This is a genomic window from Aliiroseovarius sp., from assembly GCF_030148435.1.
Taxonomy (GTDB): domain Bacteria; phylum Pseudomonadota; class Alphaproteobacteria; order Rhodobacterales; family Rhodobacteraceae; genus JASBTN01.
Map to the genome: position 1 here is coordinate 32,648 of NZ_JASBTN010000050.1, position 13,226 is coordinate 45,873.

Genomic DNA, 13,226 nt, shown 5'->3' on the forward strand with positions numbered 1-13,226 from the left:
CCCTTTTCCATCACCATGAGGAGCGCGACCCAATGTCTTTCATCGAAACCCTGCTGGACCTGATCGAAGGAACACACCCATGACCGCCCCCACCCGTCCCGCCGACTTCCAGACCCGCCCGACTCATGATGCACTGGCGCTGACCGACAGCGGCAAGAGCGCGCATATCGTGCTCAATGACATGGTCTACACGCTGACCATTACCCGCGCGGGCAAGCTGATCCTGACCAAGTGACGCACAAGGCGCGGACAAAACAGGGGGTGGGCATCCACCGGTCGCCCGCCCCAAACCCGCTGCGTGGACCCGTTAGCGCCACCGCGATTGAAACCCGCGCCCCCCTGCGGTAGAGGCTGGTCAAAAGCCATTCATCAGACCCATGGGGAACTTGAGATGCCGAACCAGGATCAACTCACCAAAATTCGCGACGGAAACGGCTTCATCGCCGCCTTGGACCAATCGGGTGGGTCGACCCCCAAGGCGCTGCGCCTCTACGGCATCGAGGAAAGCGAATACGGCTCGGACGCCGAGATGTTCGACCTGATCCACGCCATGCGCGCGCGCATCAGCCAGGCCCCGGCCTTCACCGGGGATCAGGTGGTCGGCGCGATCCTGTTCGAGATGACCATGGACCGCGAGATCGCCGGCAAACCCACCGCCACCTACATGTGGGAAGAGCGCGGCGTAGTGCCCTTCCTGAAGGTCGACAAGGGGCTGGCCGAAGAAGAGAACGGCGCTCAGGTGATGAAACCGATGCCGGAACTCGACACGCTGTGCGAACGCGCGGTTGCGGCCGGGGTTTTCGGCACCAAGATGCGCTCGGTCATCTCGGCGGCGAACAAGGCCGGCGTGGACGCGGTGGTGAACCAGCAGTTCGAGGTGGGCAAGCAGATCCTGACCCACGGGTTGGTGCCGATCATCGAGCCCGAGATCTCGATCTCGATCGCCGACAAGGCCGAGACCGAAGCGCTGCTGCTGGCGGCCCTGACCGCGCAGCTGGACGCGCTGGAGGAAGGCCAGGAAGTCATGCTGAAGCTGACCCTGCCTGAAACCGCCAATCTCTATAAACCGCTGATCGACCACCCGCGCGTATTGCGTGTCGTGGCGCTGTCGGGCGGCTATTCGCGCGAGGAGGCCAATTCGCGCCTGGCACAGAACACCGGCATGATCGCCAGCTTCTCGCGCGCCCTGACCGAAGGCCTGTCGGCCCGGCAGTCGGACGAGGCGTTCAACGAGACCATCAAGGACACGATCCAGTCGATCTATGACGCCTCGGTCGCGGGCTGACGCCGGCCGGAACACACTGGCAAAAGGCGGCCTGCACGGGGCCGCCTTTTTTCATTGGAACGATTCGATTTGGGATTCACAGCTCATCAACCCTGTGTCATACTGTTCGAAACCGCCCGACAGAGGCGCATGGTGAGGCAGACATGAGCGGACCGCGCAGACAGACAGGATTAGGTGGCGTCATCTTTTTCGTGGTGACTGTCGGACTCGGCCTTTATTTCACTTTTGCTTCCGTACAGGGCGATTACGGTCTGTTCCGGCGCATCCAGATCGACGCCGAGGCCGAAGATCTGCGCGAGGAGCGCGACCGCCTGATTGCCGAGATCAACGCGCTGTCGAACAAGACCCTGCGCCTGTCCGACGACTACCTGGATCTTGATCTTCTGGACCAGCAGGGCCGCGAAGTGCTGGGCATGGTGCGCGCGGATGAGGTCGTGTTGCGCTGAGCCGCGCCACTGACTCCGGAATTTTCCTTTGAAATCAATACTCGCCAGACGGTTGCGTTTGGTGCATGGCAGCGCTGCGTGACGTTGCGGAAATTTTCGGTGAAATTTGAGATCACCTCCTGTATAAGATTGTTTAATGCTAAACTATTGTCCGGCGCGGTGATGATCACGGGCCCGGCACCAAGAGGAGGATGCTTCATGGCTGCCCGCAAAAGCGCCAAGAAACCAAACACTTCCAAGGAAGAGCTGCTCGGCTATTACCGCGAGATGCTGCTCATCCGTCGATTCGAGGAAAAGGCCGGTCAACTCTACGGCATGGGGCTGATCGGCGGCTTCTGTCACCTCTATATCGGCCAGGAGGCCGTCGTCGTCGGGCTGGAAGCCGCGGCGAAAGAGGGCGACAAGCGCCTGACCTCCTACCGCGATCACGGCCACATGCTGGCCTGCGGCATGGACCCCAAGGGCGTCATGGCCGAGCTCACCGGGCGCTCTGGCGGCCTGTCGAAAGGTAAGGGCGGCTCGATGCACATGTTCTCGAAAGAGGCGCATTTCTACGGCGGCCACGGCATTGTCGGCGCCCAGGTTCCGATCGGCACCGGGCTGGCCTTTGCCGACAAGTACAAGGAAAACGGCGGCGTGACCTTTACCTATTTCGGTGACGGCGCGGCCAACCAGGGCCAGGTCTACGAAAGCTTCAACATGGCGGCGCTGTGGCAACTGCCCGTCATCTACGTGATCGAGAACAACCAATACGCCATGGGCACCGCGGTGAAGCGCGCCAGCTCCATGCCCGACATGTTCAAGCGCGGCGAGAGCTTCTCGATCCCCGGCGAGGCGGTCGACGGCATGGACGTTCTGGCGGTGAAGGAAGCCGGCCAGAAGGCCGCCGACCACTGCCGCGCGGGCAAGGGCCCCTACATTCTGGAAATGAAGACCTATCGCTACCGCGGCCACTCGATGTCGGACCCGGCCAAATACCGGACCCGCGAAGAGGTGCAGAAGATGCGCGAAGACCATGACGCGATCGAAAGTGTGCGCGCCCTGCTTCTGAACGGCAAACACGCGACCGAAGACGACCTCAAGGCGATCGACAAGGAGATCAAGGCCATCGTCAACGACTCGGCCGAGTTCGCCAAGGAAAGCCCCCTGCCCGCAGTCGAAGAACTGTGGACGGACATCTACGCCTGATCCCCGGAGGAGACACGACAATGGCAACCGAAATTCTCATGCCCGCCCTCTCCCCCACCATGGAGGAAGGCACCCTGGCCAAATGGCTGGTCAAGGAAGGCGACACCGTAACCTCGGGTGACGTGATCGCGGAAATCGAAACCGACAAGGCCACGATGGAATTCGAGGCCGTGGACGAAGGCATCATGGGCAAGATCCTGGTGGCTGAGGGCACCGAGGCGGTCAAGGTCAACACCGCGATCGCCGTGTTGATCGAGGAAGGCGAAAGCGCCGATGACCTGGCCGCTCCGGCCCCCGCCGCAGCCCCCGCAGCCGAGGCCCCTGCCCCGGCCACCGCATCCGCCCCGGCGACGCCGGTCGAAACCGTGGTGCCGGAAGATCCGGAAATCCCGGAAGGCACCGAAATGCGCAAGACCACCGTGCGCGAGGCCCTGCGTGATGCCATGGCCGAGGAAATGCGCAGCGACGACAGCGTGTTCCTGATGGGCGAGGAAGTCGCCGAGTATCAGGGCGCCTACAAGGTCAGCCAGGGCCTGCTGGACGAATTCGGCGCCAGGCGCGTGATCGACACGCCGATCACCGAACACGGCTTTGCCGGTCTTGCCGCCGGTGCCGCGATGGGCGGTCTGCGCCCGGTCGTGGAATTCATGACCTTCAACTTCGCGATGCAGGCGATCGACCACATCATCAACACGGCGGCCAAGACACGTTACATGTCCGGCGGTCAGATGACCTGCCCGATCGTGTTCCGCGGCCCGAACGGCGCTGCCGCCCGCGTGGGCGCCCAGCACAGCCAGGACTACGCCGCCTGGTACGCGCAGATCCCCGGCCTGCACGTTGCAATGCCCTATTCGGCCGCCGACGCCAAAGGCCTGATGAAAACCGCGATCCGCGGCGACAACCCGGTCGTTTTCCTGGAAAACGAGCTGCTTTACGGGCAGAGCTTCGATGTGCCGGTGATGGATGACTTCACGGTGCCCTTCGGCAAGGCCCGCATCTGGCGTGAAGGCTCTGATGTGACCATCGTTTCCTTCGGCATCGGCATGACATACGCGCTGGAAGCCGCTGACAAGCTGGCCGAGGACGGCATCTCGGCCGAGGTCATCGACCTGCGCACCCTGCGCCCACTTGACACGGATACGGTAATCCGCTCGGTGATGAAGACCAACCGCTGCGTCACAGTCGAAGAAGGCTGGCCGGTGGCCTCCATCGGCAACCATATCTCGGCGGTGTTGATGGAACAGGCGTTCGACTATCTCGACGCCCCGGTGTTGAACATGACCGGCAAGGACGTGCCCATGCCCTATGCCGCGAACCTGGAAAAACTGGCCCTGATCACCACCGAAGAGGTGATCGCCGCCGTCAAAGCCGTCACTTACCGGTAAGGAGACAGAGATATGGCTACTGAAATCCTGATGCCCGCCCTGTCCCCCACGATGGAGGAAGGTACGCTTGCGAAATGGCTGGTCAAGGAGGGTGACGAGGTCTCCTCGGGCGATCTGCTGGCAGAAATCGAAACCGACAAGGCGACGATGGAATTCGAAGCAGTCGATGAAGGTGTGATCGGCAAGATCCTGGTGCCCGACGGGTCGGAAGGCGTGAAGGTGAACAGCCCCATCGCGATCCTGCTCGAAGAGGGTGAAAGCCTGGACGACGCTGCGGCCAGCGCCCCGGCAGCGCCCGCTGCTGCGGCTGAGGAAGCAGTTCCTGCAGCCGCCCCTGCCGCTGCCGCAGCGCCTGCCCCGGCAGCGCCGCAGGCCGGTGATGGCACCCGCATCTTCGCCTCGCCGCTGGCGCGTCGCATTGCCGCCGACAAGGGTCTGGACCTGAGCCAGATCACCGGTTCGGGGCCGAAAGGCCGTATCGTCAAGGCCGACGTCGAAGGTGCGACCGCCACTGCACCGGCCCCGGCACCCGCCGCGGCTGCCGCTGCTCCGGCTGCTGCCGCCGCACCCACCGGCCCCTCGGCCGACGTGGTTGCCCGCATGTACGAGGGTCGCGAGTTCGAAGAGGTCAGCCTCGACGGGATGCGCAAGACCATTGCCGCCCGCCTGTCGGAAGCGAAACAGACCATCCCGCATTTCTACCTGCGCCGCGACATCCAGCTGGATGCGCTCTTGGCCTTCCGCAGCCAGCTCAACAAGCAGCTGGAAGGCCGTGGGGTCAAACTGTCGGTCAATGACTTCATCATCAAGGCCTGCGCCGTCGCGCTGCAACAGTATCCCGAAGCCAATGCCGTCTGGGCCGGCGACCGGGTGCTGCAGATGAAGGCCTCGGTCGTGGCCGTCGCCGTCGCCATCGAGGGCGGTCTGTTCACCCCGGTTCTGCAGGACGCCGACATGAAGTCGCTTTCCGCGCTTTCCGCCGAGATGAAGGACCTCGCCTCCCGCGCCCGTGAGCGCAAGCTTGCGCCGCATGAATACCAGGGCGGCAGCTTCGCGATCTCGAACCTGGGCATGTTTGGCATCGACAATTTCGACGCCATCGTGAACCCGCCGCATTCCGGCATCCTGGCCGTGGGCGCGGGCGTGAAGAAACCCGTGGTCAATGCCGAGGGCGAGCTGGCTGTCGCCACGGTCATGTCCGTCACCATGTCGGTTGATCACCGGGTGATCGATGGTGCCCTGGGCGCGGACCTTCTGAACGCGATCAAGGACAATCTGGAAAATCCGGTGGCAATGCTCGCCTGATCCAGCCCCCGAAAACACAAAAGGCCCCGGAAATCTCCGGGGCCTTTTGTGTTTATTGTCAACAAATTACATCTGCTTCTTCATGCAACTTTCCAAGGTCTGATCCATCTCCACCGACGGGTTGTCGCACCCGGCCTCGCCGACAATCTTGGCAGGCACACCGGCAACGGTCACATGGGGGGGCAGGTCTTTCAACACGACAGACCCCGCCGCAATGCGCGTGCCGCGTCCGACGCGAATATTTCCCAGCACCTTCGCCCCGGCGCCGATCAGAACGCCATCCTCGATTTTCGGATGGCGATCCTCATCCTCCTTGCCGGTGCCGCCCAGTGTCACCGAGTGCAGCATCGAGACATTGTCGCCGACCACTGCGGTTTCGCCGATGACGATCGAATGGGCGTGATCGATCATGATCCCCTTGCCGATCCGCGCGCCGGGGTGAATATCGATCCCGTATACCTCGGAACAGCGCATCTGGATGAAATAGGACAGATCCTTGCGCCCGTGTGTCCACAGGTAATGGGCCAGACGATAGGCCTGCATTGCCTGGAACCCCTTGAAATAAAGGACAGGTTGCAACATGCGGTGGCAGGCCGGGTCACGTTCGAGGATCGCCGAGATATCGGCCCGCGCGGCTTCGGCCAGGTCGAGGCTGTCGGCATAGGCTTCATCCGCGATTTCGCGCAGCAGCACCATCGACATTTCGTTCGACGAAAGTTTGGCGGCAAAGCGGTAGGACAGCGCCTTTTCAAGCGTCCTGTGATGCAGCACACAGGCACCGATCAGCCCGCCCAGCAGCGGTTCGTCGGCGATCACTTCCTTCGCCTCGCGGGTAATCCGATCCCAGACCGGGTCCAGTTTGGTCAGCTCTGCGCGCATCTCGGCCATGGGGGCCTCCTTCAAGTGGTCGGGCAAGTGACGGGGCATGTTGCCCGTTCATTTTACACCAGATAGGCTGTCAAAACCAAATGGCAAAGGGTGATGCAAGGGATTTCGGCTATGAATGACAGCGACGTGAAACGCTTTCGCGCCCGCTTGCTGGAAGAACTGGCCGCCCTGGATCACGAGGATGATCTGGGTGCCGAGGCGCAGAAGGTGGTGACGCTGGACCAGCAATCCGTCGGCCGCCTCAGTCGCATGGACGCGCTACAAGGCCAGGCCATGGCAAAGGCCACCCAAGCCCGGCGCGAGGCCCACCGGATGCGCATTCACGCGGCCTTTGCCCGCATGGATGAAGACGAGTTCGGCTATTGCACCGACTGCGGGGAAAACATCGCTCCGAGACGGCTGGAGCTGGACCCCACCGTGCCCACCTGCATTTCCTGCGCGCAGGGTTAGCTTGGAGTGAGCGAAAACCTCGCTGAGACGCAGCCGCTCCGGGTGAAACCTCTTCGCATGCATGCGCAGGGCCCTCACCCCGCCCGTTCCAGAACCGCGTCAAAGATCATCGCCAGACAGGCCGCATAGTCCGGATCGTCCAGGAAGGGCTCCCGCCTGCGCGGGCGGACCATGGCCACAGACATTAGAGAGCCATTGCCCCAGAGCGGATGCAGCCGCCCGGTGTCGCGCCGGTAGGCATCCGCGGCCTCCGCCTCTACCAGCATGCGGGTCAGAAGCGCCGGGCGCGCTGCGGGGACCACGCTCAGCAATGCGCAGCCCGCCGCTGACAGGTCTCCATGCCCCAGCGGGCGCATGGTCAGCCGCCCACCGTGAGGCGGCGGAACAGACCCGGGCCGAACCGGTCCGACACCTGCGCCACGTCGATGTTGAACGTGGGCCCCACCCCGTCGGCCCCCTGCGCGGCGGCCGTATAGGTCCAGGCCGGCGTGACAACCGTTTCCTCGCGCAGGAGGCTCTCGCCATCCAGCACCCGCACAAGGTAGCTTTCGGCGCTTTCTCCCAGCGGCACCTCGGCATTCTGCCAGCTGTCGCCTTCGGACCGGGTGCGGCGGACCCAGCCCACATCGAGGTCTCCGCCATTGGCCGTGGCCTGAAGATGCACCGGCGCATAGGGGCGCAGCCCGATGCCGCTGAAGGCCTCAATCCGGTACTGGTAAACCGGGTCGTCATAGGGGCGCCCGGCGGGGCCGACGCGGTAATGGCGCGCCAACCCGCGTTCGTTCGCATTGAGCTGGATCTGCCCGACCGCATCATCCAGCAGCACGACATAGCTGCCGACCGGCCATTGATCCGGCATCAGCGCATCGCTGCCCAGCTGTCCGCGCAGCCGGCCGGTAAGATCGTAGACGCCCTCCTCGACCAGGGTCGCGTCGGTAAACTGGAAGATCTCCCAGTTCGCGGGCGTCCCGTCCCCGATGGCCGCCAGGTTGGCGCCGTTCAGCACCTCGGTCAGAGAGGCGCTGTCCAGCGTGCCGTTCGACATGCGCAGGCGCAAGGCCGGGCCTTGGTCCACCAGCCCGGGGCGCGCGGCAAAAAGCGTGGATTCCGTGACCCCCATGGTGGCGTTGCCGGTCAGGAGCGTGTTGAGCTCATAACCCGCGTCCTGCCCCGCCGAATAGAGCGCGATCGAGCCCGGCCAGGGTTGCGAGACCACGCCCAGGTGCGGCGCGTGTTCGACCTCGTCGCCGGTGATCAGCGGCAGGTCCATGAACAGCGGGAAGGCCGGCACGGCGGGCACGAAGGGTTTCGGGCGCACCATCAGCTCTACCGCGTCCGACGGCTCGTACAGCCCCGGTTCGATGCGCACCGCATTCACCATGGCCACGCCGGACTGCTCGACATGGTCCAGGCGGTAGGTTTCGGAACCCGCCTCGGTCGCGATCTCGACCACGTCACCCGCCATCACGCCGGTGGCAGAGGGCGGCAGGGCAAAACTGGCCCGGTCGCGCGCCACGCGGGCCTCGGCCAGCCAGCGTTCGGTGATCGCCTGACCCTCGCTTTGCAGCAGCACCAGTGGAAACTCGGATTGCGACACCGCGCGGCTGACCTCGTCGGGGAAGATAGCCTCGGAGGACCGCACCTCGTAGTCGCCCTCTGCCTCGACGAAGTTCAACCGCACGCGTCCGGCCATGTCGGCGGTCGGCGCACGGGTCAGCGACAGGGTCACGTCCTGCTCGCCGGTAACGGCCAGCCCCTCCGGGTCCAGCACTTGGTCGGTGTTCCCGTTGCGCGAGGCAAAGACCAGCTTGCCTTCCCGTTCAGCCGCCTCGAACCCATAGGCCAGCATCAGGGGCTGCAACGCCGCCCGCGCGCCGGAGATCGAATTCACGGCGTAGCCGCGCACCACCCCGTGCAGCGCGCTCACGTCATAATCGGCAACACCGGACCGCTCACAGATCTCGCCCACGACCGAGGCCAGCGAACGCGCCGAAGCCCGCCCGTTCAGCCAATGGCCAAACGGGTAGTTCACACCGTCGCTCCACAGGTCGACATTGCCCGGGAACCAGGGGAAGGGCCGCGCATCCCAGGCCCAGACATGAGCGCGCGACATGTCGATCATCTGCACGCCGGTCTCAACATCGGTGATGTTGTTGGCCGGATCGCCCCAGTAGTCAAACATGGCGCGCAGATACTGACGCTGGATATAGTCATCGCGCCGCCCGTTCGAGAATTTGGGCAGGCTGCTTTCGGAACTTTTTGGGTCGAGGAACTTGTTGGGCTGGTTGGTTCCCTTGTCGACGGCGGCGCAGCCCAGTTCGGTAAACCAGATCGGTTTCGAGCCGGGCAGCCATTGCGTCGGTGCTTCGCTGCGCACTCCCCCCACCCGTTCATGGTGCGTGCGGGTCCACCAGTTGGGAATGTCCTTTGCTCGCCAGACCCAGGGTTCATCATATGCGCCGTCGGTGATCGGTGTGCGCAGCTGAAGCTTTTCTGCCGCCTCGGTGCTGTAGAACCAGTCGTAGCCCTCACCGCCCTGGATATTGGATTTGAGGTAGTCGAGATTGTAGATCGAACCATGGGCCGCATCCGCCTCGCCCTCCTCGTCGCGCCAATCCGACAGAGGCATGTAATTGTCGATGCCGATGAAGTCGATATTGTCGTCGGCCCAAAGCGGGTCGAGGTGGTAGAACAGGTCGCCCGACCCGTCCTGCGGGTGGTAGCCGAAATACTCCGACCAGTCGGCGGCATAGCCGATCTTGACCTCCGGCCCCAGGATCGACCGCACATCGGCGGCCAGTTGCACCAGCTGCGCCACCGCCGGAAAGCTGTTGCCCGCGCCCCGGATTTGCGTCAGCGACCGCATTTCCGAGCCGATCAGGAAAGCATCCACGCCCCCCGCACTGGCACAGAGATGCGCGTAGTGCAGAATCATGCGGCGATAGGACCATTCGGCCGGGCCGGTGTAGTTGACGCCGTTCGCGGTCACGGTGAAATCGCCCGGCTGGGCCGTACCGAAGAAGGCGGCGACCTCGGCCTCGGCGGCGGCGGTCTGATCCGGCGTATTGTCCTGACCGGGCGCGATCGACAGGGTCACGCGCCCGCGCCACGGCAGGTGCGGCTGGCCGGTCGCGCCGGTCCAGGGATCCGTCTGCGTATTGCCTTCGGTCTGGTCCATCAGGATGAACGGGTAGAACGTGACCGACTTGCCGCTGTCTGCCAGCGCCGTGATCGCCTCTTTCACCGACTGGTCGCAGGGCGTGCCGCCATAGATCAACGAACCGGCCGCATCGGTTGGCACCTCATCCGCCCCCGCACGGGCCACTCCCGAGACCATCCAGGGCATTTCCTTGCCATCTGACACGCGACTTTCCACCTTCGGACGCAGGGTGCAGCTGTTGGCACGCAGATCGTCGCCGAACCAGGACACAACAAGCGATGCCGCGCCGCAATTGGGCAGCTCGTCCGTCAGCACCTCCAGCGAGGTGTCGAAATCGGTCTTGCCCGACGGCGAGTTGCTGTTGGTCGCGACCGAGACCCCCGGCGCGCTCTGCCGCGTGACCTGGGTGGTGGCCAGGGCATATTCACCGCTACCGGGCATGATGGCCACGGCCTGGGTGCCGCGGGCAATTTCACCCTCCTGGGTGGGAGCCTCGGGGCGGACCACCTCGAAATTCAGCTGCGGGATACGGTTGCCGAACCGGGTCACGTCCAGATCCTCGAACACCACATAGGCGATGCCACGATAGGCCGGCGCCTGGCCCGCGCCCTGCACCGCCTCGATCTTCGGGTCGGGCGACTGGTCCTCGCCGCCGGTATAGATGCGCATGTTCAGGTCCACGGGCGCGATTTCCGCGCCGTCGGCCCAGATCCTGCCGATCCGGGTGATTTCGCCCTCGCAAAGTGCCACGGCCAAGCTGACGGTATAGCTGTAGTCTACCGTCTTGGGACTGGGCGCCATGCCCTTGCCGCCGGAACGCGCCTTGTGTTCCTGGAATTTCGTCGCCCAGATCACCTGTCCCGCCACACGGGTGCGGCCATAGACCTGTGGCACCGGCGCCCCTTCGGAGGCCCCCATCAGGCGAAAGCGGTCGACTTTGCCCGTCTCGATCGGGTCGGAACCCGCGCCCAGCAGACTCTGGTCGATCACCCGGCCCAGAGTGGCCCCGATCGCCCGCCCGATCACCACCGAGCTCAGCCCCAGAACCCCGCCCCCGACCGAAGCTCCAAGCGCGGCCCCGGCCGCAGACAGAACAATCGTTGCCATCAGTCAAATCCCCTTCGGAAATGCGAAACACGCCACGATGCGGCGCGCCCATGGAGCTGAGAGCGGGCTTTCGACCACCCCATGCCCCGAATAGGCGTGAATGAAAGTGGGGTGCGGACCGGTCCGGCCCACGATCCCCAGATGCTTGGCCACGGACCGGTCGCGCATGCGAAACAGGATCACGTCGCCGGTTGCCCGCTCGCCGACGGGCTTCTCGGACATATGGGACCGCGCGGCGGTCCAAAGGGTTTCCTCGCGCGAGGGCTCCGACCAGTCGGCCGTATAGGGCGGCACTTCCTGCGGTTCGCCGCCCAGCACCTCACGCCAGACCCCCCGGACCAATCCCAGACAATCGGTGCCCGCACCGCGTACGCTGGCCTGGTGACGATAGGGGGTTCCGATCCACCCCCGGGCGGCCTCGGCCAGCACATGGCCCCGATCAGTCATCGCCGCCCCCTGACCCCGCGGTTCCGGTCGATGCGACGACCAGAGCCCCCCCGCCATTTGTCGCGGGGGCGACCGGGGTTGTCATCAACCAATCCTCACCAGGAATGTGCGGAAAGCCGCGAAAGCTCACCGCGTTGTCAAATTTCAGGCGGCAGGTTTCGAACCGCTTGTCACATCCCGCCTGAATGCGCAGCATGTCCCCGGTCGAGACCGGTGCGCGCAATGCCTCCCAGAGTTCGATCTCGCGCCCGTCGGAGGACAGGCGGTCGTTCTTGACGACGCCCACCAACCCGGCAGCGGGACCGGTCAGCACCTCGAACCGACCTTTCTCGAACCAGCGATCCGTGAATCCCGACAATTCGGCAAAACGAAATATCACGCCAGCCTTGACCACTTCCACCGCGACCTCGGCCTGATAGCCGGGTACCGCGTCGAAATCGAAACCGCATCGTCCGTCGCCAAGGACCGCGCTGCACGGCGCCTGATAGGCGCGGCCCTGCGGCTGGTTCAGCGCCTCGGTCAGGCCCTGAAGTTCGGCCTGGAATCCCCCCGCCCCGCGCGTGACTTCGCCGATCGTACCGCGAAACTGCATGAGCCGCTGGTCGGTGTCGTTCCAGTTGACCAACCAGGCCTCAACCCGCGCACCATCATAGCGACCGGCGCGAATGTCGGCTTCGCTCACCGAGGCGTCGGACAGCGCTCCCAGCGCTTCGGTATTGTCGATCGACAGCCCTGTGGTCTGCTGCAGCGCGCGTGCAGTCAGTCCGGTGTCGGCCTTGTAACGCGTGCCACCGAATGTCAGGTCCACGTCGTGGTCGGTAAATCCATGCACGGTGCCATCGCGCCGTTCCAGCCTGAAGCAGCGAGCGACCGAGGTCAGGCCGGAGGCGAGATGCGCCTCGAATTCTGCGGAAAGAGTCATCAGACACGCACCTCCACCACCGGCACATTGGGCACATCACCGGCCTTGAAACTGGCAACCGAGGTCTGAATCAGATCGGTGTCGAACCGCACCGGCACGTCAAACTCAAACCCGGCTGTGACCTCGGAATTGATGTCGGGTGGCGTGTCGAAGGTGATCACTCCGGTCAAGAGGTCGATCTCCCAATGCAGGCCTTCCTGCAATTCAGAGCCCTGGTTGCCCACACGCACCGTGCCGGGAACGGGTTTGGTGATCGGGCGGATATATTCGAACGCTCCCGAGGCATAGCGCTTGCTCAGCTGAAACTCGGTGGTCTCGCCGTCGCCCCAGGCAAGGACCTGGTCCTCGAAGCCGGGCGCGCTGTTGGGCAGTGTCGATTTGAAGTCCGACCAGTCCTTCCAGCGGAAACCGTAAAGCTGGCCACGGCGCGCCTCGAAAAAGGCGATCAGGGTCTCGATATCGTCCAGGCTGCGCATGCCGACACCGGCGTCGTAGCGGCGGCGCGAATGGGCCCAGGGCGTGTTGCGTTCTTCGAACCCGTTGGCCAGCGTCACCACCTCGGTACGCCGTTCCGGGCCACCCACCGAACCGAAGCTCAGATTGGGTGGAAAGCGGATGTCGTGGAAATTCATGTGTTACCCTC

At 64.2% G+C, this 13,226-nt stretch carries 13 protein-coding genes; 7 read left to right on the top strand and 6 right to left on the bottom strand.

Annotated features, from left to right (window positions below):
- The first annotated feature begins 79 nt into the window (after positions 1 to 79).
- The 6 genes from hemP to Q1V43_RS08840 all read left to right on the top strand — a co-directional run bounded on the left by hemP (position 80) and on the right by Q1V43_RS08840 (position 5,609).
- On the top strand, positions 80 to 235 hold the full coding sequence (gene hemP, locus Q1V43_RS08815; RefSeq protein WP_300516658.1) for a hemin uptake protein HemP: 156 nt from the start codon (positions 80 to 82) through the stop codon (positions 233 to 235).
- Between the two features lie 156 nt (positions 236 to 391).
- Entirely contained in the window at positions 392 to 1,285 is an 894-nt protein-coding gene (locus Q1V43_RS08820; protein WP_300516660.1) for a fructose bisphosphate aldolase, read from the top strand.
- 143 nt (positions 1,286 to 1,428) lie between these two features.
- Entirely contained in the window at positions 1,429 to 1,731 is a 303-nt protein-coding gene (locus tag Q1V43_RS08825; RefSeq protein ID WP_300516662.1) for a septum formation initiator family protein, read from the top strand.
- A 198-nt stretch (positions 1,732 to 1,929) separates the two neighbouring features.
- Positions 1,930 to 2,919 carry a pyruvate dehydrogenase (acetyl-transferring) E1 component subunit alpha gene (gene pdhA / locus Q1V43_RS08830; protein ID WP_300516664.1) on the top strand — a complete coding sequence of 330 codons (990 nt, stop codon included), beginning with the start codon at positions 1,930 to 1,932 and terminating at the stop codon, positions 2,917 to 2,919.
- A 20-nt stretch (positions 2,920 to 2,939) separates the two neighbouring features.
- On the top strand, positions 2,940 to 4,304 hold the full coding sequence (locus Q1V43_RS08835; RefSeq protein ID WP_300516667.1) for a pyruvate dehydrogenase complex E1 component subunit beta: 1,365 nt from the start codon (positions 2,940 to 2,942) through the stop codon (positions 4,302 to 4,304).
- Between the two features lie 12 nt (positions 4,305 to 4,316).
- Positions 4,317 to 5,609: a pyruvate dehydrogenase complex dihydrolipoamide acetyltransferase gene (locus Q1V43_RS08840; RefSeq protein ID WP_300516669.1), complete on the top strand. Its 1,293-nt coding sequence runs from the start codon at positions 4,317 to 4,319 to the stop codon at positions 5,607 to 5,609.
- 66 nt (positions 5,610 to 5,675) lie between these two features.
- Here the strand turns inward: Q1V43_RS08840 and cysE are convergent, their stop codons facing one another.
- A complete protein-coding gene (gene cysE / locus Q1V43_RS08845) occupies positions 5,676 to 6,497 on the bottom strand; it encodes a serine O-acetyltransferase (RefSeq protein WP_300516671.1) in 822 nt (273 codons plus the stop codon).
- 111 nt (positions 6,498 to 6,608) lie between these two features.
- Between cysE and Q1V43_RS08850 the strand changes: the two genes are divergently transcribed.
- Positions 6,609 to 6,947 (top strand): TraR/DksA C4-type zinc finger protein, encoded by a 339-nt coding sequence (locus Q1V43_RS08850; RefSeq protein ID WP_300516674.1) that lies wholly within the window; start codon positions 6,609 to 6,611, stop codon positions 6,945 to 6,947.
- A 74-nt stretch (positions 6,948 to 7,021) separates the two neighbouring features.
- Here the strand turns inward: Q1V43_RS08850 and Q1V43_RS08855 are convergent, their stop codons facing one another.
- From Q1V43_RS08855 to Q1V43_RS08875, 5 genes are read right to left on the bottom strand one after another with little or no spacing between them, the layout of a single operon-like run.
- On the bottom strand, positions 7,022 to 7,303 hold the full coding sequence (locus Q1V43_RS08855; RefSeq protein ID WP_300516676.1) for a hypothetical protein: 282 nt from the start codon (positions 7,301 to 7,303) through the stop codon (positions 7,022 to 7,024).
- A gap of 2 nt (positions 7,304 to 7,305) precedes the next feature.
- Positions 7,306 to 11,214 carry a glycoside hydrolase/phage tail family protein gene (locus Q1V43_RS08860; RefSeq protein WP_300516678.1) on the bottom strand — a complete coding sequence of 1,303 codons (3,909 nt, stop codon included), beginning with the start codon at positions 11,212 to 11,214 and terminating at the stop codon, positions 7,306 to 7,308.
- Between the two features lie 3 nt (positions 11,215 to 11,217).
- Positions 11,218 to 11,661 carry an NlpC/P60 family protein gene (locus Q1V43_RS08865; protein WP_300516680.1) on the bottom strand — a complete coding sequence of 148 codons (444 nt, stop codon included), beginning with the start codon at positions 11,659 to 11,661 and terminating at the stop codon, positions 11,218 to 11,220.
- Positions 11,654 to 12,583 carry a DUF2163 domain-containing protein gene (locus tag Q1V43_RS08870; RefSeq protein ID WP_300516683.1) on the bottom strand — a complete coding sequence of 310 codons (930 nt, stop codon included), beginning with the start codon at positions 12,581 to 12,583 and terminating at the stop codon, positions 11,654 to 11,656. The genes Q1V43_RS08865 and Q1V43_RS08870 overlap by 8 nt, the downstream gene beginning before the upstream one ends.
- Positions 12,583 to 13,215 (bottom strand): DUF2460 domain-containing protein, encoded by a 633-nt coding sequence (locus Q1V43_RS08875; RefSeq protein ID WP_300516685.1) that lies wholly within the window; start codon positions 13,213 to 13,215, stop codon positions 12,583 to 12,585. Before Q1V43_RS08875 ends, Q1V43_RS08870 begins: the two co-directional genes overlap by 1 nt.
- Between the last annotated feature and the right edge of the window lie 11 nt (positions 13,216 to 13,226).